This window comes from Paenarthrobacter sp. NPDC057981, assembly GCF_042886835.1.
Taxonomy (GTDB): Bacteria; Actinomycetota; Actinomycetes; order Actinomycetales; family Micrococcaceae; genus Arthrobacter.
On sequence record NZ_JBHVQI010000016.1, the window covers coordinates 52343 to 76304 of the forward strand.

The following is a 23962-nucleotide window of genomic DNA, read 5'->3' on the forward strand; positions in this document are numbered from 1 at the left end:
CGCCGGGCGGATATTTGCCCTTTACTGAGTCCAGCGGATTCAAACCATAGTCGGACACAAGGAGGTGCAGGATGGACCGGATTGAGTTGGACGACAGCGTCCTCAGTTTCGAGCACGGACTACTGCACCTGGTGTGGAACCATGGTGTGCACATCGATGCGGGCAATGCCCGGGAGGCCATGGATGCCGTCAATATGCTTGCCGGCGGCCGATCCTTGCCGTTGTTGGTGGACATGGCCCAGACCGGATTCCTGAGTCATCAGGCGCGTGAAATCTTCGAAGAACCGTGCGCGGCGTCGAGGATCGCGCTGCTCGGAGAGAGTCCCGTGGACAGAACCGTGGTCCAGTATCAACTCCAAACCAGCCACGTCCCGTGTCCCACCAGGTTCTTCACATCGCGGCTTGAGGCCTTGGCATGGCTTGCGGAGGCTGTGCAGGCGATCCCGGGCTAGTCCTCAAAGTTCAGCTTGGCGTCGGCGCTCCCGGTCACCTTTTCCACGATCTCCTCAGCCACGGTACGCAGTTTCTGGTTGCGATGGCTGGAGGCCTGGGTCAAAAGCCGGAATGCTTCGTCTTGGCTAATACGGCTTTGGGCCATGATCACACCACAGGCCAGGTCGATGGCGGTTCTGCTGGCCATTGCAGCTTTCAGGTCCGCGTTGAGCTGTTCCATGGCCTCGATCCGGATGGCCAGGCGCAGGGTGCTGCCGGCGACTTCGGCGAAGGCTTCTGCTTCCTTAATGACTTCCTCGGTAAAAAGCCCAGGGGCCGGCGCGAAGAAGTTCAGCACGGCCTCCGAGGTTTCGCCCAGCGGCAGGGGCACGCCAAGTGCGCTGTGGCAGCCGTGTCCGGCCAGGAGCTTGCTGTATTCGGGCCAGTTCGTGTCAGTCTCGACGTCGGCAAGGAGTACCGTACGACCCTTGTCCAAGGCATCCAGGCAGGGGCCTTCCTGGAGCGTCTGCTCAAGGTTGTCGAGTTCCACCGCTTTCTTGCTGCTGCCCGCAACAGTGGCTGTGCGCTTTCGACGGCGAAGTGTCACCGCGCAGTCGATGGGAGCCCCGCTGCTTTGGCTGATGGCAGTTGCGGCAAATCTGGTCAGGCCATCGAGGGTCCCTTTGATGTCGGCGGAGCCGGCTACCAGTTCGTGCAGCCCGCGGATGTGTTCGCCATGATCAAAGCTCTCCATGGGGCCAATGGTAGGCCACTCCCCACAAGACTGGTCCCTGCTTTTGCCGGGTTACGCGGATGGACCGTCAGTGGTCTCAGGAGCCCCCATCTTGGGCGGGCGTGCAGGCCTCGGGTGCGGGGGCAAACGTGAACCAGTCCGGCAGAGCTGAGGTGTAGGCCTCACGCACCTGGGGATCCTTTGTGGAGGTCCAGTCCACGACGCCCCTGACCTCTACCTCGTTCTTGTCCCACTCGAACCAGTTGATCATTTTCAGTTCCGGGTAGTCCCGTGGAATTGCGGGGTCGAAGAGCTGGCCCCACCATGCTTCCTTGATGGCCAAAGGGTTGGCGCCTTCGCCGGATGCCGTGGTGAGGGCAGCTGTTTCGGGGATGGCGACGGGTTTGTTGCGCTTGGAGCCGTACTCCGTATAGAAGTCTGGGACGGCGAGGTCGTTTCCGCCGGCACCGTTGTAGTTGCCGGTGAGCTGCTGGATGAACTTTCCGGGCTCGGGAATGACGTTGGCACCCCAGGGATAGGTGTTGCCCCAGTGGTAGAGGGACATGCCGACCCAGTCGACTGCTGCATCGCCGGGGTAGTAGGGCGCATACGGATCGTCGGCCCCGGTGACTTGGCCGTCTTTGTCGGTGTCCAGCAGCGCGTAATCCGGTGTTCCGGCCACTGCTTCGTATTTGCCGCCGCTGAAGGGGTAACCGCCGCCGTAGTTCGGCGCCCACATCATGGCGCTGCCCGGAGCCTTTGCGTGGATTGCGGCGGCCACACGCTGATAGGCGGCCACGTAGGCAGTGGGTTGCTGGCCCCAGGCGTACCAGGAGCCGTTCATTTCGTGGGCGAACCTGACGATCACGGGTACCCCGGCATTGTTGAAGCGTGCCAGCGTGGATGCCAGTTCTTCGGCGACCTCCGGGGTGACCGCGGCCAGTCCCAGCTTGGGTTCAAGGGTGAGCAGCATTGTGCCGCCGTTGGCGCGGATCTGTTCGTAAGCTGCGTCGACGTTCCGTTTGTCGGTATCCGCCATGGGGAAGTCCGTAAAGGTCACGGTGACTGCCGGGCGCTCGCCGAGGTTCTTGGCGTATTGCTCCAAGGTCTCGTGTTCCCAGTCGAGGTTTACGCCGGCCAGGATGCCGTCCTTGGGAGCCGACGGCGGCGTGGGCTGGCAGGTGGGGAGCGGGGGAGGGGTGGCACCCGGCTGCGACCCAACGCACGCACTCAAGCAGCTTCCCAGCACAATGCCCGCAGCAATGACAGCACCGATCTTTTGTGGACCCCAAGTCATGGGTTTCAATGTAGCAGCGCAGCTGTACCATCATCACTATCACCGCATTCCCGCGTAGAGGAGCCGTAAGCCATGCCTGAAATATCCGATGGAATTGCCACCACTACCAGCAAGACTTTTAGCCGGGAAACGCGCGTCGCCACTGTCATCGACGCATCTCCATCCACGGTGTGGGGATTGTTGACGGACGCCAAAAACTACCCGAACTGGAATTCCACAGTGGTCTCCATTGATGGTGACATCGCCCCGGGCTCCAAGATCACCTTGGTTTCCACTTTGGACCCCAGCCGCACGTTCAAACTGAAAGTGAAGGAATTCCAAGCGCCCACCAAGCTTGCATGGGGCGACGCCCTGGGAACCCGGACGTACACCATCACGGAAACCAACGACGGCCGCTCCCGTTTCGAGATGGCCGAGAAAATCGGCGGCCCGGTCTTTCCCCTTTTTGCCAGCAAGATCCCGTCATTTGATGACAGCTTTACCCGGTTCGCGGCCGACCTGAAGGCCGCCGCCGAAAAAGCTTAAGTATCACGACGGCGGTGCTGCCGCCGCCTTTTGTGGGGAGGCGTCGGACTCTGTGAACTTCTGCCTAGGGCTTTGACGCACGATCGTCCAAGTCGCTGTTCCAGATCTCGTCTTCACGTTCTTGGATGTGCATCCGGATGTCCCAGGCACAGGAACGATTCGCCCTGGAAGATGCTTCCGCAGTGCTGGATGCCGGGTGGGATTCTTCCCACTCAACGAGTTCGCGCGTTAGGCGGAGGTCTGTCACGGTGCGGATCATTTTGTCCACAGCAAGGTTGAAGTAAACGCCATTGGGACCCACGTCGAAGGGGTAGAGCCCTTGCTCTTTGTAAATCCGCCGGATCACGGCCATTTGCTTCCGGTTGGGATAGAACGACTCGTAAGCGGACGAGCCATCCGCCTGCCGCCACTGCAGAATCATGAAGGCCGCTGTGTACTCGCGGATAGCCGACGGAGATTCCAACAACGTAGCCGAAGCCATCACGCTGATTTCGGTGCTTCCAGTCCCACCCGAAGCGTGCATCGGTGAGGCCAGTACGCCGTACTTTTCCAAGCCGTCACTGAAGGACGCCCTCACAGGGTAGCTGCTGTACCGTTTCAGGCAATCCTCGAACTCCTTCACTGCCTGGTCCCAAGGCGTTGGCTTTGTGTAGGGCTTGAAGCCGGTCGCCGGGAAGATAGCATCGGGATTCGGATTGGCCGAGCCGGAAGGATAGAGGGCATTGCCAATGACGGGGTCGTCAACGCGTGGAACAGTGACGTCCTCGCGTCCTGCCCTCGCTTCAGCCAGCGTGTATTTCTTTTCGTCCGAGGCCTTTCCATCGTGAAGCAGCTCTACAATAAAAGCCCGCCCATTGGGAACATAGAAGTCCTCCTCGAACGGATCCAATCCAAGATTCCGGCAAATGTGAACCAGCGTCTCATGAGGAAAACAATCCAACGGACGAGGCGCTGAATACTGCTCCACGTCTTCGAAATCGTACGGTTCTCCGTTGTGGTGGAACTTCCAAGGTTCAGAGTGGTAGAGGCTTAGAAACCTCCGGAAACCGGCTTCATCGTAGACGGTCAGGTTCCTACCACCCCAACGTCCACGGGCCATCTCAGTAGGCATGCGTTTCATGTTCTTGGGCTCGTCTTCCACCTCAATGGTGGGAATCCCCTCGCCCTCCGACAGGTGGTAACGCAGCGCGTGCTGGAAATGCGGGTTACCGGTGGTGTTTTCCATGACAGCGGTCCACTCAGGATTGGCTGTCTCCAGAAGCAGCCACCTCGTCCCGTAACCCAGCGGCAGGAGTTTGCTAAGGAGCTCTGTCAGAGTGCCGTGATGTTCGGTGACGCCGATGCCGGCAATGCTCTGAGAATTGCTCCGCTGGACCCATTTTCGCCACTCGACGGCGGCCTGGTCCACCGGTCGTTTGACGAACGCCATTTTGTTCGTCACAGGGGCCCATTCGCCACCGAGCAACAGCTTGGCGGCCAATTTTTGGGCGGGGCTTTGGCGCGGTGGCATTCTGGGTTCACTTCCTGATCAGGCTTGTTGGTGGCAGCGGCGCCGACCTCCCCAAGCCTCCCATGGGAACACGCTCTTTACCTGCTTTGCCATCAAGTTTGACGACTACCCCGACCATCTCATCCTGAGGGCTGTCCCCACGTACCTCGAATGGCGTACCCAAGTCAGAACCCTGGGGTGACGCGCTCCCGGCCGGAAAACACGAGGCTGGATACAGGGCGCACGGCGCGCACTGGAAAGGGATCTTTGAAGAGGTCAGTTAAGAAATTGCTCGTGACAGTCTCCGCCATTGGAGCCGTCGTGGCGCTGGGGTTGGCGACCACCACCGCGGCGAACGTGGTGGCGAGCAACGCCGAGAGCAGCAAGATCGAGTCTTACGGTCAGCGGGTGGATGTGAACGGCAGCAAGATGAACGTTCTGGTGACGGGCAGCGGGCTCAAAGACGTCGTCCTCCTGCCCGGGTTTGGAACGTCGTCGCCAGTTCTCGACTTCGCGCCCTTGGTGAGGGAGCTTGCCAAGGACCACCGGGTGATTGTGGTGGAACCTCTGGGCTATGGGTTGAGCGACGGAACGGACCGTGAGCGGACCACTGAGAACATCGTGCAGGAAGTCCATGGCGCGCTGCAGTCCCTCCACGTCAACCGCTACGTCCTGATGGGACACTCGATCGCCGGCATCTACGGCATCGACTACGTCAAACGCTACCCGGACGAGGTGAGCGCATTCGTCGGCATCGATACTTCCGTTCCCGGGCAACCGGGCACCGATACACAATTCCCCACGGCCCTGATGTCAGTGGCGAAAAACCTTGGCCTGCTCCGGGTGGTCACTGCTATCGCGTTCGCGGACGACAACAACCCCGCCTACTCGGACTATGCGAGCGATCAAATGCAGATGCTCACCAACCGGAATTCGATGGCGCCCACGTACCTCAACGAGATGGAGCACATAGGCACGAACTTCCAGCGTGCCCTGGGAACCGGCTTCCCGAAGGAGTTGCCGCTGCTGCTGTTCGCCGTTGCGGAGAACAAACAGAACCCGGAGTGGCTCGAGCTGCACCAGAGCCAGGCCGCGAGCGTCACCGATGGCACGGTGGTGCCCATCGCCGGCGAGCACTATCTCCACCACACGCACGCGGGGGAGATCGCGGATGGAGTGCGGGCCTGGGAGGTTGGGCGGGGGTAGCAGTTGCCTTCCTGCCAGCGGCCGGGCGAGCGTACGCTGAGGCCATGGAGTCCGAAGTCAGGACCGTGTCGTTGAAAACCGGGATCAGCGTGCCGTGTTTTGTGCAGGGGAGCCTGGAACAAGCAGTCGACGACGGCGGCAGGCCACTGCTGCTCTTGCACGCCTGGGGCGAATCCTGGCGGAGTTTCGATCGCCTCATTGCGGCGCTGCCTAGGTTTGTGATTATGGCGCCAGACTTGCGGGGTCATGGTGCGGCCGACAAGCCGACAGACGGCTACTCGCTTCCTGACGTTGTTGAGGACGTAGCGGGCGTGCTGTCGGCACTCGGCGTCAAACAGGCACATGTCCTGGGTTCATCCAGCGGTGGCTATGTTGCCCAGCACCTCGCTGTCTCGCATCCGGACCTTGTTGCATCCTTGTCGTTGGTAGGCGCACCCCTGACGCTCCACGGCAGGCCACCATTTGCGGCCGAGGTGGAGCAGCTCACCGATCCGATCTCAGAGGACTGGGTTCGTGATTCTTTGGCTTGGTACAGAATGCTGCACGCAGTGCCAACCTCATACATTGAGGACCGAGTACAGGACGCTCTGGCCATGCCCGCCTCGATTTGGAAGGCCTCGTTGCGGGGATTCTACGAGGCCGACCCTCCGACGGAGACCGGCGACATTTCTATCCCGACGCTGATGCTTTGGGGCGCTCACGATCACCTTGTGCCGAGACAGCATCAGGAAACCCTGGTGGACCGTATTCAGGGCGCACGACTCCAGATCTACGAGGGGACAGGCCATCTGGTGCTCTGGGAGTGCCCGGAGAGAGTGGCGGAGGACTTGAGGAGTTTCCTCGGAGGGCTGTCCAAACGCCCGTAACTTCGCCGACCGTTTGCCCGCCTTTACGGGATCGACTTCGCCAGCCGCTACCCGGGGGAAGTGCGTGCGTCTGTTGGCGTCTGTTTGCGTTCAACAGGAATGGCTACGGGTACCTGGCGGGCTTGATGCCGGCGGCCAAAAACCTTGGCCGGCTCCGATTGTTTACGGCTTTGACTTCCGCGGAGGACAGTCTGTCTACACCCACTTCGCCTGTGTGCAGTTGCTCGCCCATCGGAATTCCATGCTGCCCACGTACCTCAACGTGATGGCTCACATTTCCACGAACTTTAAGCGGGCCCTCGTACCAGCTTCCCGAAGGACCCGGCTGCTCTTCGTTGTGGTGGAGAACAGGAAGACACCGGAGTGCCTCGAGCTGCGCCACAGCCGGCCCCCAAGGGTCGCCGACGGCACCGCGTGCCTCTTACGGCGGGTACCTCTACAACACGCACGAGAGGGGTAATCGCGGATGTGGTTGGGCGGGGGGGGCGGATGAGGTTCCCCGGCGAGGAAGAAGGCTTACGACGGCGATGCCGCCCCAGCTTCCCTGTGCGTTCTCAGGAACTTTGTTTTCGCAACAAATACGGAGAGGTTTCCTGCCTTTGCCGAAGATGACAGCTCCAGAAAGGGCGGTCTGTTGCGTTCTCAGGCCGCGTGGGCGGGCACTCGTTTTGGTTTGGCCATGGCTCGAAGTTTGGCTTCCACCGGACGCTCGAAATATTCGAAGGCCACTGCGGCTAAGACTATTGAAATCAATATTGCGCCGGCAGCGATAACTAGTGCCATGGACGCTGAAGCTCCGTCTGCCAGCGGTTCGGTGGCTCGTAGGACAAGTTCATGGATTAAGTACAGGGCAAAAGACCACTGGCCAAGTTTAACTGCTAAAGAGGAGCGGAATAAGCCAGACTTACCCTGCAAGTCGCCGCTGGCGCCCGCAGCGACAACGGCAACAAACGCCGGAGCCATCCAGAGGTCGCCGATGACGTTAGGTATTGCACTGGGTTGCTGCCCAATTGCCGTCACCACTGTGCTCATGGTGACATACATCAGAACGGTGACGCCGAGCGCTTGTGCAAGATTAAAATTGGGACGCCATCCCTTGCGCATAGCAAGAGCCAGGAAGATGCCGATGACGAATTCCCCCATTCGAAACGGGGGCATGGTGTAAGTGAAGTACCCTATTCGTTCCGGGGAGACGGTCATGATAACGACGCTGGCTACGATGCCAACCAGGGCCATCGCACCAAAGGCTACCCCCATCCAGCGTAAGGGTCTTCCCCTTCTGGCCATGTACCCGATAATCAATGGAAACAGCAGGTAGAAGAATGCCTCATTCGCTAGAGACCAAGAAGGTCCATTGAATGCGAAGCGGGTATCTCCAGGAACCCACGCTTGAGTCAGGGTTACGACGAAGGGCAACGACGACCACATTAGCTTTGCTCCGAGCGCGATTCCCAGACCAATGGCAGCGATGGTTGTCAAAAGATGCAGGGGCCAGACTCGAGAGAATCGCCGCCAGTAAAAGTTCATCGGTGTGTCATCAACTTTGGAGGTCCAGGTAAGAATAAAACCGGACAGGATGAAGAAGAAGGTCACTCCCACGTAGCCGAACCCGGCCACTGGTGCGAGCCATTGCGCGGGGTCGTAGATCCGCCAGACGTGGTAGAGGACAACGATGAACGCAGCAAAGAATCTTAGACCTGTTAGGCTCGCAAGATTTGTGCGCACGGTGGTAGTGGTAGACATCTGGTTCCCCCAACTAATTGCAATACGAGACGGGCCTAATTCTAAGGGCACTCCAAGAGCTTGTTAGCCTCTTGTGTAATCGCGTCTACAATGACCGATTCGTGCGTAGGCAGCAAGTGCGGCGGAGGTCGCATGTTGTCACGCCCCCGAGGCCGCCGTGCAGCAAGTCTTCAGTGCCTCGTTAGAGCGAGAGCAACGATGGCGACCGTTGCAACTAAGAGGATGGCCAAACCAACATACGTGGGCCACTTGGGCCCCGTCTTTTGAGGGTTAATGTCGATGTACGGCAAGTGAGGTCATATCCCTTCAAGGACTAGCACTGGGGTTCAGGTGCGAGGAGTTTGGACTTGCCCGGGCGTGTACCTTTGGGCTGCTGGTAGCGACACGCCCCATGTTGGGCAACAGTAAATAGGAGCGTGCCGCCGGCACCATCATAAGGCTACTTTTTAATTATCCGTGATTCTTACAATATTTCGGCAGGAGCCGACTCCGCCGTGCCGCCCAATGAATGATCGCTGAGGTTCGCTGCCGGTACAAAGTGTGTGCTGAGGTGACAGATGAGACAAGATAGGTACGGGACAGTAACGGACCCGGAAAATCTCGCTGGCCTGTTAATCTCGATATATGAGAATCGCCGTGTGCACATTGCCTGGGTCACCCGATGACGTTCGCGTCTGGTCGGGCACGCCAGCCCATTTTCTGGACGGACTGCGAAGCGTTCATGACGACGTAGTCACAATTGGGCCACTGGCTCCATTCGCCTACCAACTCCTGAACAAGTTTGCAGGCGTGTCGGGGCGACTTGGTCGAAAGGTCAATTGGGAGGTCGAACCGGCAGCACTTCGATTCTTCACCAAGCTTTTCGACCGCGAGATCGACAAGCTCCAACCAGATGTTGTAATTGTCATGGGCTGGTATCCGCTGCATTCCCGAAGCAACATACCCATCATCTATTGGGGTGATGCCACGATTGGTCAAAGGGTTGATCTAGCCCCGCATTGGAGCGGCCTGTCAAACCGCACGCGAAGGCGAGTGGCGAAGGTGGAAAAGGAGGGACTGCAGAGCTTGGCTTTGACGTTCTGGGCAACGAAATGGGCCGCTCGCGACGCAGTTCAACGCTACGATTTGCGCGGGACCATGATAATGCCGTTTGCAGCCAATATGCCAGACCCGGGGGAAAGGAGCAGGCGTCTTCATGGCTCAGGGAGAGTGGAAGTCCTCACCGTCGGTGTGAAGTGGCACCGCAAGGGGATCGACCGTGCCGTCAATATAGTGGACGCTCTCGGGTCGCACGGGCTTGACGTGCATCTGAACGTCGTGGGTACACAGCCCCCTGATACGACTTGGCATCGACGTAACGTAACTTACCATGGACATCTCCGCAAGGATCGTCGTGAGGGCCGCGATAGGCTTTCAGATCTCTACGCATCAGCAGACCTCTTTCTCCTGCCCACTCGAAACGAACCATTTGGCATAGTCTTCCAAGAAGCAGCTGCCTACGCCCTACCCTCTGTTACCTCCAGTGTGGGGGGTGTCCCCGAAGTCGTCCAAAACGGTGTAACTGGGGTGACTCTCGTAGAGGAGGCGACCATCGACGACTACGTTCGAGCCGTTCGATCAGTATTGGAACCGGACGTATATGAAGTTATGAGCGCGTCTGCTCGACGACGCTACGAAGCGGAGTTCACTTGGAAAGCATGTGCGCGCAAAGTGGTTCAAGCGTGCGAGGTCGTTCTGAAGCCCTCTCGTCCTGGGGCAGGCCTCTAGTGGTTTCCGCGCGGTACCTGACCGAGCCATGGTTGAAACCGACGGCCCGTACCGAATAACCAAGCAGAAATAGGCCGGTTGACTTTGGGCCTTGTCCAGGGCGAATGCATTAATCCTGCGCCCCGAAGTGGTCATTGTGGACTGTGTCTGCCGCCCGAGGATTAAGGGCAAAGTAGCCTCCCAAGACCAGCGTGAAGGCCAGCGTAGTGAGGTTTTTAACTTGATATATCAATGGGACTTAGTTCGCCTTGTTCAACTCCGGCACGCGCTGAATGTTTTCACCACACGTACCCGTACTAGCGCTAACCCGACTACAAAGCCAAGGCTATTCGCGGCAACATCGAGAAGGCTCGGAAACCGTGCACTGAGGAAGAATAACTGGCCAGCTTCCATACAGACGGAAGTTAGTAGGCCAAGGAACGACAGGGACCAGCCGGGACGATCAGGCAGCGCCTTAGCCGTGATAACTCCAAAGGGAACGAACATCGCAACATTAGCAGCTGCCTCGAGCAGAGCATAGCTTATCCAAGTGGGCCAGCCGTAGCTATATAGATAGCGGAGGAGTGATCTGAGAGTTCCCTGGACCGGCTGATCCACTGGTACCGGCCAAAAGCCTACGACAGCTATGCATAGTAGATAGGTGATCAGTCCCAATCGCCAAGCAGTGGTAACTTTCAAGCCGTCCCTCAAGAAGTTTGAATGATGGCCCACGCGCTCACGCCGAGCGAGGCGGCAGCTAAAGCTGACAACAAGGCATACTGGCAGAACTTCTGTGGCACAGTAACTCGGCTGAGTCCAGGAAGGCCTAGAGCTATCAAATGTCTGCGCCGTTTCAGGTGTCGCCCCATAATTCACAGGAATACCACGACGGCCTACGAACTGGAAACACACAACACCGAAAAGGGTGGATTGCCTAGGCAATCCACCCTTTTGGGTTAGGTGATTATTACGCCGAAACCTCGGCGCTCTTCGCGCGACGACGAGCTACTACAACTGACGCCGTGCCGGCTGCCAATGCACCTGCGCCCACGAGCGACCACAGAACAAGGCTCGAGTCTGCACCGGTGTTCGCCAAGGGAACGCCCCCAGTGTTGGCCAATCCCGTGCCCGTGCCAGTTCCAGTGCTGCCACCCGTGTTGGAAAGTGCCGCACCGCCGACAACGACTGTGACCGGACCGGCCGTTACGCCTGACGAGTTACCTGTGGCTGTGACCGAGTAAGTACCCGGCTCGTTGATAACGATAGATGCCGAGAAGGCACCGTTTCCGTCAGCCGTAGCGGAAAGTGTGGACGGAGCCAGCGGGATGCGGCTAGAGACCGACAAGCTTCCAGCGGAAACGCTACCGCCACTCGCCGCAGGAGTTCCGGTCGGAGTCACGGTAATTGTGATGCCTTCACCGGGGGTGAAACCCGTGCCGCTGAAGACGAATGGTTCACCTGGTGCCACGGAAGCATCGGAAACCGCAACGCTGGTATTCGGTGCCGGATAGTTGGCGTTGTTAGCTACGGCCGGAACTGCGCCGAGCAGTGCAATGGAGCCTGCAAGCGTAAGTGCTGCAAGAGATTTCCTCATGTGTGTCCCCCCTGAGACCCTAAGTGGTACGACGTGGTGTTTGGAGATTTCCGAGACCCTACGTAACCGTAAGAGAAATCTCAGTGTGCTGCCCACATAGAACTTACCATTCAATGGTTGTCGGCAGCAAAGAAAATCCAAACCCGTTACAAAGGATTAACGTGAGCGTCTTTGTTCATTCACATGAGTCGGTTGACGCGGCCCTGATCACATCTTCATCTGCCTGTGTCGTCGGTGTGACAACTATTTCGGGCGCTGCGTGTTGAACGATGTGACCGAAGTTGAAATCAAGAGAAGTGCTTTGACCGGGGGCTAGCCTGACGGTCGTTGAGCCTACAGCTCTCTCACTGTGAACCTGCGCAGCAAATGCGATCTTTTCACCGTCCTTGACAACAGTGTCGATATTCGATTGGGCGGGCCCGTATACCACCACGTTCGTTTGCACGCTACCTGGAGGGACTCCATAAGTTCCTACCCCGGTCACGTAGTCGGGTAGAGATGTCGCAGCGTCCGCCGGTGCTGTGTTAGTGCTTGTGACGCGTACTGTTATCTGACGGTAGCCGTCGCGAGTACAGTCTTTTACTACTTGAACACTCCTCTTCACCCAGTAATCCATCTTTGCCCCAGTGCCGTCATTGAAGTAGATCCCAAACTGCGATGGGGAGACTCCAACTCCTGAGACCAAGCCGCCGAGTGGGTACTTTCCAAGCACGGACTGCTCTGATTCGGCGTCGGACCAAAGGAGGACTCTTTTCTCGGTGACGCCCTTCGAAATCGCTTCCATCAGCGCTTTAGGATTGCTCTTGCCGGTGGAAAGAGCGGAAAATATTTCTTTTGCTGCGCCAGCGAAGTAGATGTCCTGAAGGTTCGGGTCCTTGATAGCGGCGTATGCGTCGGAGAGCAAGGTGCGTACGACGTTGTCACCTGTGAGCTGCTTTGGCAGACCTGAACCTAGATTCTGGAGCATAGGGTCCGTAATAGAGACAGGTCCCGTGGCCTTAAGCAGATAACTCAATGCAACCGGGTCAAGCGATAGCACACCGTTCAGGCGCTCGCCCGTTCTCAGCTGCCACATCGAGTGCGCAGTTCTCGCGGCAGTAGAGAAGTCCGGGGTGAGATTCACGTCCTGCATGAACTTGCCGACCCGAGCGGAGTAGATCGCTCGCTGCTCTGGGTCTATCTCAATGGGCGGGTTGAAAGTACCCATCGCTCCGGCGCTGGTCTGTGATTCAAGCTTGAGCTTTCCCTTGTCCACACTGAGAACGGCCAACGCGCCTGGAATCCCGCCGGTCGCCCTCGACTCCGCGTTGTTCTGCATCAGCAAGAGATAGCGACGCGGCGTTTCTGCACCGAGCATGTCAGGCGCAAGAGTGGCAGCGTCCGCTGCCGAATTGAGCTCGGAGCTGAGGTCTGTTAGCTCATCACGCGCCTTAACCAGGGGTTGGGCAATCTCCGGCAACAGGTCCTTGTCGTTGATCCGATTCAAGCGCTTGGCTGATTCGCGCACGGCGTGAGCCGCCGCCGACACTTTCGGTGCAGCCGCCTCCAGCGGCTGCAGGTTCATGCCGGCGGGGCCTGGTGTCAGCGCGGTCCAGTCCAGAGATCGATAGGCTTGGACAAGGGGCATAGCGCCGAGGCGCGCAACGTCATCAGCAGATGTGGCAACCTCACCTGCAGCTTGAAAGTTCGGACCTAGCCAAGGCAATGCTGAAGCAATCTTCCATAGGGGATCACTGGCTGCTTTGCGCGCACCAGCCGTGTGTTCGGTCAGTGTTTGGATTGTGGCCCCCGCGGCGTCAGCGTCACTTTCTGCGATTTGAGCCTTTAGCGTAGGCAAGAGGTCGGATGCGCTCTGCAGCTCGGACTGGATCGTCTTTGCGGTGGAACTCAACCAAAGCCCAGACGCCAAAAAGATCAAGACGATACAAGCGGTCCAGATGCCAGCCCATTTGAGCCGTCGTTGCTTTTGTTTTCGACGCGAACGGCTCGCTTTCTTGAGCTTGCCTTTTCCTTGCGTTCCTTTCATTCTATCCACAGTCTATGGCCGTCCAAGTCCACGATAATGCCATCCGGCCGCGCGCCATTTTGCGGCGTCGAGAACGTTTCGTCCGTCAAGAACCCGTGGGCTACTAACGATGTTCCTTAGATAATGAGGATCCAAATCGCGGTACTCTTTCCACTCTGTCAGCAGAAGGACTGCGTGGGCGTTGGCCAGCGCCGACTCCGTGTCGTGATCATACTGAAGTTCCGGGAACCTCTTAGCCGCGTTATCAATCGCCTTTGGGTCAGTGACGGTGACCACCGCTCCCTGTAACTGGAGCTGTGCCGCGATGCTTAATGCTGGAGAGTCGCGTACGTCGTCACTTTCGGGTTTGAATGCTGCTCCGAGGACGGTAATCCGCTTACCCAGGAGACCGTCACCACATAGCTCGCGGGTTAGTTCGACCACGCGCGTACGGCGACGCATGTTGATAGCGTCTACCTCTCTCAGGAAAGTGAGCGCCTGATCGGCCCCGAGCTCTCCTGCACGGGCCATGAATGCTCGGATGTCCTTGGGGAGACAGCCGCCGCCGAATCCAATTCCCGCTTGAAGGAACTTACGCCCGATTCTGTCATCCAGGCCGATGGCGTCGGCCAATCGTGTAACGTCGGCCCCTGCTGCCTCGCACAGTTCCGCCATGGCGTTAATAAAGGAAATCTTTGTCGCAAGAAAGGAATTAGCAGCGGTTTTGACGAGCTCCGCAGTTGGCAGGTCGGCTACTAGGCGCGGGGTTCCCTCAGAGAGGGGTACTGCGTACAGACTGTCCAGAATGGCGACTGCGGGGTGGTCTTCTGAACCATCTGCGACTCCGTAAACGAACCTATCTGGGTGCAAGGTATCAGAAACGGCGTGTCCCTCACGTAAAAATTCCGGGTTCCAAACCAGGTGTGCTTCGGGCTCATGATTCGTGACTACTTCCGCGAGCCGTGCTGCTGTGCCGACGGGGACAGTAGACTTGCCGACGACGACATCGTGGGCCGAAATGTGCGGTAGTAGTGAGTTAACTGCAGCGTCCACGAAGCGAAGGTCAGCTGCGTTCTCTCCCTTTTTCTGCGGAGTTCCAACGCAAATGAAATGCACGCTTGCGTCAGAGGCCTCAGATATGTCACTAGAGAACTTAAGCCGTCCTGTTCCCTGCACATCTAAGAGGAGTTCTTCTAGCTCGGGCTCGAAGAACGGAGCCCGACCAGCGGAAAGCTCTCGGATCTTGCGTTCGTCGAGGTCGATTCCCACGACTTCATGTCCGAGTTTCGCCATACAAGCTGCGTGCACCGCGCCGAGATATCCGCAGCCGATCACTGAAATACGCATCCTTATTGCTCTCCCCTAGTAAGCAAGGGCCATTTTACTGGCCCAAGACATATCCAGTTTCTGATTAGATCGCCCCCGTGCTAGCGAAGACTGCTTTAAATGTTTTGAACAAAATCACGACGTCACCCATGAGTGACCAGTTTTCAACATAGTAAAGGTCGAGCCGAATGCTCTCTTCCCAACTGAGATTCGACCTTCCGCTCACTTGCCATAGGCCGCTCATCCCTGGGCTTACATATAGGCGGCGCTGAGCAGCGTCATCATAGAGAGCCACCTCGCCTGCACGCTGTGGTCGAGGACCGACCAGACTCATGCTTCCGCCGAGTACGTTCAGGAGCTGAGGCAGCTCATCTAACGAGTATTTCCGCAAGATCTTGCCGACTGGAGTCACTCTTGGATCATTAACAATCTTGAACAAAGGCTTCTCAGCCGTTCCCTGTTGCTGTAAAAGCGACGCTAGTTCAGAATCCGCGTTCACTTTCATCGAGCGGAACTTAAGCATGTTGAAGGTGGTGCCCTTGAGTCCAATTCGCTCTTGCCGATAGAGGACAGGGCCGGGGCTGGTCAGCTTTACGACAAGCGCAAGTCCTACAAAGATTGGTGAAAACAAGACTACCAAGCTGCCAGCGATGGCGATATCGAATGCCCTCTTGGCCACCTTTCGACCACCTGTTAGCTTCGGGGTGGAGACATGGATAAGCGGCAAACCAGCCACTGGCTGTGTGTGTATCCTTGGGCCGGCTACGTCTGTTAGAGCGGGGGCGAGAATCATTCCTATGTCCCTGGCAGCCAACTCCCATCCCAGACGTCGAAGATCCTGCGGGTGCATCTGTACGCCTGCGGAGACAGCCACAGCGTCAACACCGGTTTTGTCGATGACGGAAAGGATAGAGTCAATGTCCGTTTCATGACCGGTTACAGGAACAGAAATTTGTGCAGCGTCACTTAGTTCCGTAATCGTTCCAGGAATGTGGACCGCAACGGGGAAGTATCCGGCGGCTGGAGCGCTGTTCAACGAGCGCACCAGGTGGGCGGCAGAATGAAGGCCTCCAATAATTAGGACCTTCGAGTTGCTCCGTCCCCTTGTGCGTTCAAGGCTCAAATGCTGTCGCACAAGCCACCGCGCCGCAAGTAGTCCCAGTGCCCCTGCTGGGAACGCCAGGCCTACAAAACCTCGTGCAGTGTCGACTCGCGTGGCATAGGAGACGATGGCCAAGAGACCAAACAGCCAACCAGACGCTGCAAGAACACGCTTATATTCTTCGGAACCCGCGCCAAGTATTTTCGACTCGCGTGAACCCCAAAACTCAAGCATGATCCACCAGCCCACTACTAAGGCGACAGATAGAACTGCGTAGTCAAGATCGCGGTTATTGCCGGTGCTGAGGTCAGAAAAGCCGAAGCGAATCGCATATGCACCGGCTACAGCCCATACGACAACCAAGCCGTCGATGACACGCAATCTCCGGGTATAGCGGACATGCCATTCCGTGCTTTGACTGGTCAAGAAGCCCCCAAGGTGATACGTAAGGCAGCACTCACTTGCTGCCATCTCTGCGAGGTTGTTGCATGTCGGCTTGAGCAACCAGATAGCATCCCAGACCGAAGCCGGACGTGCCACTGCCTCCTCTATTGCTGTAGCACATTGTCGACAGCATGCCTAGAAAACGGCCAAGCTACCCAAGCATCAGCCTTCGAAGAGAGTGCCCGAACCGATTATAGGGTTATTCCCAGGTGTGTCACAGCGGTGAGCCCTGTGATCGGTCATGAAAGGAATTTCGCAAAGCTCACCTGAACTATCATTGGGGAGTGCGGCACGTCCATGCTGTAGGGCCTTGGCGGCAGAGAAGCGCATTCGTTGTCATAGGAAACGTGACAAGCAAGAGACAGCACGTCCGGTTACTTGCCGATGCTGGACGCTGGAACATGCCAAGCAATCAAGGTAAGCGAAGGGGTGGGTTGTGGACTTTGAGGATGAACTGCCCGACGTTTCCGTCGTCATCCCGTCAATAGGCCGGGAGGAACTTGCGCGCGCCATCGACAGTGTCGTTAAGCAAGATTACGCGGGGCGAGTTGAGATCGTCATTTCATTTGACCTAGACGAGTCGAAGGTGCCGCCAGACGCAATTGCAGCGGCTCGAACTGCCGATGTGAAGGTCTTCACCGGTGGTCAGCGGCGTGGAGGTTTTGCGAGGAACCTCGGCATCGAAAGCGCATCGGGCACATGGATCGCATTTCTAGACGACGACGATGAGTGGAGCCCGGAAAAGCTCCGCGTGCAAATGAACCACGCGCTCACTGCTAAGAACCAGGGTAGGACTCCGATAGTCGGTTGTCGCGTTCGGCAGATCGTCACTAAAGGTGCAGTGCGCCACGAAGTCTCCGGCATACCGGCAAAACTCATCCGTGATGGTGAGTCCATTGAGGAGTATCTTTTCCGCAGACGTCGCCCGGGCGCTCTGAGAGCCTCATTTTTTACTTCGACGATCTTGGTTGAACGGAGCCTGTGCCTTGAGGTCCCTTGGGACTCGACCCTTTCACGTCATCAGGATTGGGACTGGCTTGTTCGAGCGGGTAGGGTGCCGCCTGTTTCATTCATACAAACGGAAGAAACACTTGTTACCTACTATGTGGGGACTGAAGGTTCCATTTCGGCCGGTGCCGATTGGAAGGCTTCACACAACTGGGCAACAGCCGTTCTACAGCATCTGGACACAGGTGTGTTCGTCGACTTTATTTCCGCGCAGACCATGAGATATGCACTCCAGAAACGCGACTGGTTAGGAGTCTCGGCTGTTGTGAAGAGCATCCTGAAAGCAGGCCGTTTGCCAGCTCTTGGACCGTTTGTCATAGGCGCGGCCGGTCTGCTGCCCAGAGGCACCTTTCAAAATCTTATGCGTAAGTTCAAATGAGACGAGATACCGCTCATCAGTTAGCCGCTGCAAGTGGGAGTCATGCGGAAATGAAGCCACTAAAAATCGCAATGATTGTTTCACATCTCTCTCCCGCTTACGGGTTGGAAGCGATCTCCCTCAGCACAATGCAATTGCTTCGATCCAAATATAGCGTCGAGATGATCTGCGTTGGGGGCTCGACAAGAGACTTGGAAGTATGCCGGGACGCCCTAGTTCTTGGCTCGCCGCTTAGGGACATGGGTCGACTTCGGACCATATGGAGGCTGTTCAAAGTCCGGAGCAAAATAGACGCGGATGTCATCATCCTGGCCGGCACGTGGGTTGCACTTCCTTGGCTGTTGGTAGCTGGCAAGCTTGCTGCGAAATCTGTGGTCTGGGAGCACTCGCTCCTCAAAGAGAGATTTTCAGTCTCTAGCCAAATGCGGCTACTTGCGGGTGCCGCAGCAGTGCTTTACTCCAAGGCAGCGGCCGTCGTTACTGTGAGTGAGGCCTTGGGCTCCTACATGAGGGAGCTACTCGGTCATGCAAACGTACTGACTATCCCCAATGCTGTGGCAAAGAGCAAGAACCTTGGTGGCGAGTTCGTGCGCGGTTCGACGAAGCAGACTGAGTACCGTCTTCTGAACGTTGGTTCGCTGACACCGCTGAAGGCGCAACACCTTCTTATCGAAGCTGTATCACTTCTTGACGACCGATTTGTCCTAACAATCGTTGGTAATGGAGCTGAACTGCAGAGGTTACGGGAACTCGCGACATCGCTCGGCGTACAGTCACGGGTAAACTTTTCTGGATATTTGGAATCTTCGGAATTGCGAAAGCTCTACACGGATTCCGACATGATGGTTCATTCGGCCGTCGCGGAAACGTTTGGGTTGGTCTACGTTGAAGCGGCGCAGGCTGGCCTGCCCGTACTATCTACGCGCAGCAGCGTCTCCGAAGAGATGATTCCTGGCTTTGTGCCGGGATGGATATGTGAACCCCAGGCGACGTCCATCGCAGAAAGCATAGTTCGCCACCAAGACAATCCGCCGAGTGAGGATTGCAAGCTGGAAGCTGAGAGTCGAAGAGAGTCACACTTTGGTCCTCATGCTGTTTTATCGAAGTGGTCCGAGCTGCTCGAGACACTCAACAGTCGTTAAACCGTATTAGTCCTATTTCGCAATTCGAGGGTTCATGAGAGATTACATTGAGTACGCCATTGCCATAACGGCGGCAATTGCTCTCCTGTTCAACCTCAAAGCTTTGCGGCGAAGTGCAGCGGTCCATCGGGATTTGACAGGTTGGTTGGCTCTGGTTGTCGTGGTTCTGGGCGGCCTCCTATACGAAGCCCGAGTCATTCCGGGTGGGCCGCCGGTCCTATTCGTGATTCTGGGGATCATGATGGCACTGCTTCTTTTGACTCTTCTGAAGTCCCGACGCAGTACTGTGTCCTTTTCAAGAAAATTCTCAGCCCTAGCGCTATTTCCTGCTCTAATCGGCAGTTGCCTTTTCGTCGTAAATGCCGTCATGAACGTCAGTTTGCCCTTTGAGCAATCTTTCGGTCGACTTCTTGCCGTAGCGATTCTGGTCATGTCCGCTCTGATTTCCTCCTTTGGGCGGATGAACTTGAAGGATTTTGGGCGAGTAATGATGTGCTCACTGCTCATAATCCTGATTATCTCACCCACCCTGGGGCAGAATTGGCGGTCATGTGACATATTCAAATGTGGCCCTTTTGAGGCGATTTATACGGGGCCGTTCCCCTCGGAGAATGCGCTGGCTATTTTCGCATGCGTTGCCATACTTTTCGCTCTCTTCGTAAATACTCGCTTGAATCTTGTGCTGTCGCTAATACCGTTCTCTGTTGTGCTATACGCAACTGAGTCTCGAACATCTCAAACAGCCCTGTTCATCTCGCTCGGCGCTTGGGCTGGCTCCATACTTTGGAGGAAGTTAGCGAAGTCGCTGCCGCGCCGTCGTCATGGACGTCAGGAGACCACCTTATTCGCTCAGGCAACCTTCTTTTCCGTGGTGGTGGTAGGCGTTTTTGGGCTCGGTTTCATTCTCTTGATGACTGCTAATCCATCTTCGTTTAGTAATAGGGGTAACGTGTGGATTAGGGGTTTATATGCTCTTGGATCAGACTGGCCTAGCGGTCTCGGGCTCGACCGTTGGACCTACCTGCAGACGATCGGGATACTCCCGCCATTGTTTCCTCACAGCCAGTACCTCTTGCTGCTTTTTGGCGGTGGAGTAGTTGCAGTCGGGCTCATGCTCGTCCTGTTTTCTGGGGGCCTTATTGCTGCCGCTCGCAGAAGTGCAAAGGTCCTGTCGTTTACCGTTGCATATATTGTTTTCCTGTTAGTGCTTGGACTGACGGAGGCTTATTGGAATCCCATTGCATTCGATGGCCACACGCTGCTTGTTATCCCGCTCGTTATTCTAGCTATTTCTGATCCGTCGGTCCCCGCTGACGCAGAGGCGGCAACGGGCTTAACGGCGGGTGCCGGTATGGCTAGCCCACGGCCCTCCGAGTAGCTGAAAACCTTAAGGCAGGTGCGTGACTCGGGCATATTAGGCGGAGGCTTGACCGCCGGCGCTCGGCGTTGCGGCTCAACGTGGGCCCATCTCGCCGTCCCGGTGGCGAAGAAATCACCTTCCTAAAGGAAGCCGGCAGCGGAGCCCCTACGCCCTCATAGCTATCCCATGGCTCCGTTGTCATACCGGATGCAACCGTGCATTCCATAGCACATTCACAGAAATCTGTTAAGATGTCCCTGGCGACTTGCTATTTGTCCGACGAGCGCAGCTTCTATATGGGCGACGACCGGCATCGCGAGGCGGGATCGGTGCGCTTGTCGGCAGCAGCCAGATCTATTCAATGGGTAGGAGCATCGGACTTTGACCGGGATCTGGTTTTAGCGCGACGCTCCACGCCAATTTCACGCCGCTTGATACTTCTTCTCCCTTTTCCACGCCGTCTGATGCGAAAGACGGTAATTCCAATGATTGACCATAGGCAGCTGGCTAAGAGTAGCTCACAGATCAACGTTGAGATTACCGCACCCATAATGCCGAGAGAGGGGATGAGGGCAAAGTTAATTATTACATTGACAGCTGCAATTGTAATTTGAGCAAATGTTCGGAGGCCTTGACGCCCACTGCCGGTGAGTGTGTCCGCCGCCAAGAACGTTGCAGCCCGGAGGATTATAAGCGGTGCTAGCAGCCGTATTATCTCGACGGATTCGCCGAAATTGCTGCCAAGCACCAAGGGTCCAAGAGGTGCCAAAAGGGCTACCCCTGCGGTCGACGCGACTCCAATCAACGCGACGATGGGAGAGATCTTTCGTGTGAGCCTAAGTGCCGCTTGGAGGCCGCCTTCGCCTTCCTTGAAGAAGTGGGGATATGCGGCCGCCGCCACCGCTCTGATGGGCGCATAGGCCATATCGACGATTCTGAATGCTGCAGAATAGAGGCCGGCGGCATTGACAGAAGAAAGTCGAGCAAGCATTGCTTTATCGATGTCGTTATAAACGTTCTGTGAGGAGAGGGCAACAGAATAAAGAAGCCCTTCTTTCATCTCAGAAGGTTGTAGCCGCAGGTTGCCCTTGGAGTAGCCCAATTTAATGGTGGTCCTCGCTGCGACAGCGATCCCAAGTGGGACTGTGGCCAACATGTACAGAGTTGCCCACAGCTCCAACGATGTTTCTCCTAGGAGGAAGAAAGCCGTACCCGCTGCTACTAACCTGACCAGATTCACAAGTGAAGGTAGGATAACCAGGGGTTTGCTTTTACCCATTCCTTGCCAGAGGCTTCCCGTCAGCTCAATAAGCCGCATGCCCACTAGTTCTGCGCCTGCAATTTGGAAAAGCGCTATCCTGGACAGCTCAGGAGGGGCAATTATGCCTGATATGACGGTGAGAGCCAGTGCAAGGATCAGCCCGCCGCCTACGGAGTAGGCTAGCGCCCGTTTCCATTCTTCGCTTGCCGAAGCATTGTTTCGAGCCACATTCTTCAGCATCAAGGTATTAGTCCCTAAGCTTGTGAAGGGTGTCACAAGGGCGGCCAGCGCGAGCGCGGAGGCGAAAGCTCCATACCCTGATGCTCCGAGCATTCGTGCCAAGATCACAAAGTATGCAGCTTGCAATGCTAGTCGGGACAGTTGTCCTGCCAGAAGGCCTGCAATGCTCCTGCGAAAAGCGGGCATGTTTGTCGACAAAGATTGTCCTCGGTCGGGCTGGTATAGGGAGGTGTGCACGCATAGTTGTGCAGCTGTCTTGGCGATAGAAGCTGAGCGGCTGTGAAGTGCCTTATGACTGCCCGCGACGCAGCTTCACCAGGGAGCCGGGATCACCAGTCGTCTGAATTCAGCAGGACTGCCGTTGCTACTTTTTTCCTTCAAGCACGCGCATAAATTCACTATCCGATTGAGTATCTTCGGCGCCAGAGCGGCGCCGGCGCTCTCCAAACGTCCGGGCGGGCCTCTGGACATCGGCGTTGGCGGAAGCAGACTTTTCATGCCTGTCATAGCTGTAGTATCCGTATGCGTAGGCGTCCGGACCTTTTGTGGGAAGGCGATTCAGTACGACGCCCAGGACGTTAGCCTTCACCAGGCTAAGTGCTTGCAATGCCTTCTCTAGGGACGGCTGCCGGGTCTTCTGTGCACTGACCACCACCACAACACCTCCCACGTGCTGGGACAGGACGGCCGCGTCAGTTACGGGGAGGAGGGGTGGTGCATCAATCACGACGGTGTCGAATTGCGCTTCCAGCCGCTGAATCAGACGTTGCATTTCCGTTGAGCCCAACAATTCACTGGGGTTGGGAGGAATTGATCCAGAAGTAAGCACGGACAGTTGTTCGTTACCCCAAGGCTGGAGCAGATCTTCGAGGTCGGCGACCCCCACAAGGGCTGTGGTTAGTCCGACGCTGCGTTCGAGACCCAAATACTGGTCCACCATTGGTCGACGCAGGTCTGCGTCGACCAAGCAGACCCTCTGTCCAGCCTGCGCCAAGGAGATTGCTAGGTTTGTGGCCGTTGTGCTCTTTCCCTCACCCGGAAGTGCGGACGTGACGATGAAGGAGTCTGCACGAACGGACACATTGGCAAATCGAAGATTGGTTCGAAGTGTCCTGAACGATTCCGCTCTGGGAGTTTGATGGTGAGCTTCAGTCAGCAACGGTTGTTTGGAGGAATCTGCGTCATAAGCGATGCCTCCCAAAACAGGGGCATCCGTAATCTGACGAAGGTCGGCTTCTCCTCGGATTCGCGTGTCAAAAGTGCCGCGGATAAGTGCGGCGCCTAAACCACCAGCAAGACCTAGGAGGAAGCCGAGTGCAAGATTGAGCTTTGTGTTGGGGGCTGACGGTTCGGTGGGGGCCTCCGCCGGCGCAATTATGGACAAGCTGACAGGCGAAGACCCGCCGTTCTTCGGTCGCTCAAGCGATTCGACTGCTCTTATGAGGCTGTTGGAGATGGCCTGGGCGACCGCTGCTGCCTGAACTGGAGAATGATCTGAGACGTCGATCTTTATCAAAACAGTATTTAGGTCGGTACTAACCTTCACTTTTTCAGCCAGCTTTGTTGGTGTGATGCCGAGTCCGAGTTCATCAATGGCTGGCTGGAGTACGATTGGGGTTGTCACCGTTTTCACATAGGACTGCACGCGAGCCTGAGTGAACGTATTTCCCTGTTGCAATTCCTGTGCAGATCCAGAATTCTGAATTGCTACAAATAATTGAGTTCCCGCAGTATAAGTGGGTGGGACTATAATTGAAGCGGCTCCGCCGACTAGCAAACCGGTCAAAGTCAGGATGGCGACAATCATCCAATTGCGGCGCAAAATGCGCAGATAGTCTCTTATGTCCAAAGCTGGCCCCCCTGTGGCTGTCGTCAGAGACCTGCCAGCAGAGGCACGCCCCAGAACTTCGGTATTCGTGCGGACTACGCAATCATAGCGGGTTGGCGGTGGTCTCACTCACCAGGAGTGCCTTCAGGAGCAATTGTGTGCAGCCGTCTACCTGCTTTGCCTTAGAAGTTCTGAGCGCTTGACTTCTGTTCGTAGCTCACCGAAATGAAATACAG

Annotated in this window: 19 protein-coding genes; 8 read left to right on the plus strand and 11 right to left on the minus strand. The window is 56.8% G+C overall.

Going from position 1 to position 23962, the window contains the following annotated elements:
• Positions 1 to 71 precede the first annotated feature (71 nt).
• Positions 72 to 452, plus strand: coding sequence for an STAS/SEC14 domain-containing protein (locus ACFVSI_RS14925; RefSeq protein WP_387825068.1), 381 nt, complete (start codon positions 72 to 74; stop codon positions 450 to 452).
• Here ACFVSI_RS14925 and ACFVSI_RS14930 read toward each other — a convergent pair.
• Both ACFVSI_RS14930 and ACFVSI_RS14935 read right to left on the minus strand, forming a co-directional pair.
• The gene (locus tag ACFVSI_RS14930; RefSeq protein ID WP_387825071.1) at positions 449 to 1186 is read right to left on the minus strand and encodes a GAF and ANTAR domain-containing protein; all 738 of its coding nucleotides are present in this window, start codon (positions 1184 to 1186) and stop codon (positions 449 to 451) included. The genes ACFVSI_RS14925 and ACFVSI_RS14930 overlap by 4 nt on opposite strands.
• A 76-nt stretch (positions 1187 to 1262) precedes the next feature.
• Positions 1263 to 2462: a glycoside hydrolase family 26 protein gene (locus tag ACFVSI_RS14935; RefSeq protein ID WP_387825074.1), complete on the minus strand. Its 1200-nt coding sequence runs from the start codon at positions 2460 to 2462 to the stop codon at positions 1263 to 1265.
• 72 nt (positions 2463 to 2534) lie between these two features.
• Between ACFVSI_RS14935 and ACFVSI_RS14940 the strand changes: the two genes are divergently transcribed.
• Complete coding sequence (locus tag ACFVSI_RS14940) at positions 2535 to 2987, plus strand: SRPBCC domain-containing protein (RefSeq protein WP_387825077.1); 453 nt, start codon at positions 2535 to 2537, stop codon at positions 2985 to 2987.
• Between the two features lie 64 nt (positions 2988 to 3051).
• Here ACFVSI_RS14940 and ACFVSI_RS14945 read toward each other — a convergent pair whose 3' ends face one another.
• Entirely contained in the window at positions 3052 to 4497 is a 1446-nt protein-coding gene (locus ACFVSI_RS14945) for a hypothetical protein (protein ID WP_387825080.1), read from the minus strand.
• Positions 4498 to 4770: 273 nt separating this feature from the next.
• On the opposite strand from ACFVSI_RS14945, the gene ACFVSI_RS14950 reads away from it, so the two are divergent.
• Both ACFVSI_RS14950 and ACFVSI_RS14955 read left to right on the plus strand, forming a co-directional pair.
• Positions 4771 to 5682, plus strand: coding sequence for an alpha/beta hydrolase (locus ACFVSI_RS14950; RefSeq protein ID WP_387825083.1), 912 nt, complete (start codon positions 4771 to 4773; stop codon positions 5680 to 5682).
• A gap of 44 nt (positions 5683 to 5726) precedes the next feature.
• On the plus strand, positions 5727 to 6548 hold the full coding sequence (locus ACFVSI_RS14955) for an alpha/beta fold hydrolase (RefSeq protein ID WP_387825086.1): 822 nt from the start codon (positions 5727 to 5729) through the stop codon (positions 6546 to 6548).
• 642 nt (positions 6549 to 7190) lie between these two features.
• Here ACFVSI_RS14955 and ACFVSI_RS14960 read toward each other — a convergent pair.
• On the minus strand, positions 7191 to 8291 hold the full coding sequence (locus ACFVSI_RS14960; protein WP_387825089.1) for an acyltransferase family protein: 1101 nt from the start codon (positions 8289 to 8291) through the stop codon (positions 7191 to 7193).
• Positions 8292 to 9452: 1161 nt separating this feature from the next.
• Here ACFVSI_RS14960 and ACFVSI_RS14965 point away from each other — a divergent pair.
• Positions 9453 to 10058, plus strand: a complete 606-nt coding sequence (locus tag ACFVSI_RS14965) for a glycosyltransferase family 4 protein (protein ID WP_387825196.1) — start codon at positions 9453 to 9455, stop codon at positions 10056 to 10058.
• Positions 10059 to 10310: 252 nt separating this feature from the next.
• Here the strand turns inward: ACFVSI_RS14965 and ACFVSI_RS14970 are convergent, their stop codons facing one another.
• The 5 genes from ACFVSI_RS14970 to ACFVSI_RS14990 form a co-directional block, all read right to left on the minus strand.
• Positions 10311 to 10949 (minus strand): VanZ family protein, encoded by a 639-nt coding sequence (locus tag ACFVSI_RS14970; protein ID WP_387825092.1) that lies wholly within the window; start codon positions 10947 to 10949, stop codon positions 10311 to 10313.
• 55 nt (positions 10950 to 11004) lie between these two features.
• A complete protein-coding gene (locus ACFVSI_RS14975) occupies positions 11005 to 11631 on the minus strand; it encodes an LPXTG cell wall anchor domain-containing protein (protein ID WP_387825095.1) in 627 nt (208 codons plus the stop codon).
• A gap of 175 nt (positions 11632 to 11806) precedes the next feature.
• The gene (locus ACFVSI_RS14980; RefSeq protein ID WP_387825098.1) at positions 11807 to 13657 is read right to left on the minus strand and encodes a DUF4012 domain-containing protein; all 1851 of its coding nucleotides are present in this window, start codon (positions 13655 to 13657) and stop codon (positions 11807 to 11809) included.
• 12 nt (positions 13658 to 13669) lie between these two features.
• Positions 13670 to 14983, minus strand: a complete 1314-nt coding sequence (locus ACFVSI_RS14985) for a UDP-glucose dehydrogenase family protein (protein WP_387825101.1) — start codon at positions 14981 to 14983, stop codon at positions 13670 to 13672.
• A 64-nt stretch (positions 14984 to 15047) separates the two neighbouring features.
• A complete protein-coding gene (locus ACFVSI_RS14990) occupies positions 15048 to 16436 on the minus strand; it encodes a sugar transferase (RefSeq protein WP_387825199.1) in 1389 nt (462 codons plus the stop codon).
• 508 nt (positions 16437 to 16944) lie between these two features.
• Here ACFVSI_RS14990 and ACFVSI_RS14995 point away from each other — a divergent pair.
• From ACFVSI_RS14995 to ACFVSI_RS15005, 3 genes are read left to right on the plus strand one after another with little or no spacing between them, the layout of a single operon-like run.
• Positions 16945 to 17895 carry a glycosyltransferase family 2 protein gene (locus ACFVSI_RS14995; protein WP_387825104.1) on the plus strand — a complete coding sequence of 317 codons (951 nt, stop codon included), beginning with the start codon at positions 16945 to 16947 and terminating at the stop codon, positions 17893 to 17895.
• Between the two features lie 50 nt (positions 17896 to 17945).
• Entirely contained in the window at positions 17946 to 19037 is a 1092-nt protein-coding gene (locus ACFVSI_RS15000) for a glycosyltransferase family 4 protein (protein ID WP_387825107.1), read from the plus strand.
• 34 nt (positions 19038 to 19071) lie between these two features.
• Positions 19072 to 20415, plus strand: coding sequence for an O-antigen ligase family protein (locus tag ACFVSI_RS15005; protein WP_387825110.1), 1344 nt, complete (start codon positions 19072 to 19074; stop codon positions 20413 to 20415).
• 340 nt (positions 20416 to 20755) lie between these two features.
• Here the strand turns inward: ACFVSI_RS15005 and ACFVSI_RS15010 are convergent, their stop codons facing one another.
• Both ACFVSI_RS15010 and ACFVSI_RS15015 read right to left on the minus strand, forming a co-directional pair.
• Entirely contained in the window at positions 20756 to 22084 is a 1329-nt protein-coding gene (locus ACFVSI_RS15010; RefSeq protein ID WP_387825202.1) for an oligosaccharide flippase family protein, read from the minus strand.
• Between the two features lie 178 nt (positions 22085 to 22262).
• Positions 22263 to 23747 (minus strand): polysaccharide biosynthesis tyrosine autokinase, encoded by a 1485-nt coding sequence (locus ACFVSI_RS15015; protein ID WP_387825113.1) that lies wholly within the window; start codon positions 23745 to 23747, stop codon positions 22263 to 22265.
• Positions 23748 to 23962: the final 215 nt, after the last annotated feature.

Excerpts from the sequence above, each read along its gene's own strand:
- ACFVSI_RS14925 (WP_387825068.1), top strand. The coding sequence starts at position 72 with ATGGACCGGATTGAGTTGGACGACAGCGTCCTCAGTTTCGAGCACGGA.
- ACFVSI_RS14930 (WP_387825071.1), bottom strand. The coding sequence starts at position 1,186 with ATGGAGAGCTTTGATCATGGCGAACACATCCGCGGGCTGCACGAACTG.
- ACFVSI_RS14935 (WP_387825074.1), bottom strand. The coding sequence starts at position 2,462 with ATGACTTGGGGTCCACAAAAGATCGGTGCTGTCATTGCTGCGGGCATT.
- ACFVSI_RS14940 (WP_387825077.1), top strand. The coding sequence starts at position 2,535 with ATGCCTGAAATATCCGATGGAATTGCCACCACTACCAGCAAGACTTTT.
- ACFVSI_RS14945 (WP_387825080.1), bottom strand. The coding sequence starts at position 4,497 with ATGCCACCGCGCCAAAGCCCCGCCCAAAAATTGGCCGCCAAGCTGTTG.
- ACFVSI_RS14955 (WP_387825086.1), top strand. The coding sequence starts at position 5,727 with ATGGAGTCCGAAGTCAGGACCGTGTCGTTGAAAACCGGGATCAGCGTG.
- ACFVSI_RS14960 (WP_387825089.1), bottom strand. The coding sequence starts at position 8,291 with ATGTCTACCACTACCACCGTGCGCACAAATCTTGCGAGCCTAACAGGT.
- ACFVSI_RS14965 (WP_387825196.1), top strand. The coding sequence starts at position 9,453 with ATGCCAGACCCGGGGGAAAGGAGCAGGCGTCTTCATGGCTCAGGGAGA.
- ACFVSI_RS14975 (WP_387825095.1), bottom strand. The coding sequence starts at position 11,631 with ATGAGGAAATCTCTTGCAGCACTTACGCTTGCAGGCTCCATTGCACTG.
- ACFVSI_RS14980 (WP_387825098.1), bottom strand. The coding sequence starts at position 13,657 with ATGAAAGGAACGCAAGGAAAAGGCAAGCTCAAGAAAGCGAGCCGTTCG.
- ACFVSI_RS14985 (WP_387825101.1), bottom strand. The coding sequence starts at position 14,983 with ATGCGTATTTCAGTGATCGGCTGCGGATATCTCGGCGCGGTGCACGCA.
- ACFVSI_RS15000 (WP_387825107.1), top strand. The coding sequence starts at position 17,946 with ATGAAGCCACTAAAAATCGCAATGATTGTTTCACATCTCTCTCCCGCT.
- ACFVSI_RS15005 (WP_387825110.1), top strand. The coding sequence starts at position 19,072 with ATGAGAGATTACATTGAGTACGCCATTGCCATAACGGCGGCAATTGCT.
- ACFVSI_RS15010 (WP_387825202.1), bottom strand. The coding sequence starts at position 22,084 with ATGCCCGCTTTTCGCAGGAGCATTGCAGGCCTTCTGGCAGGACAACTG.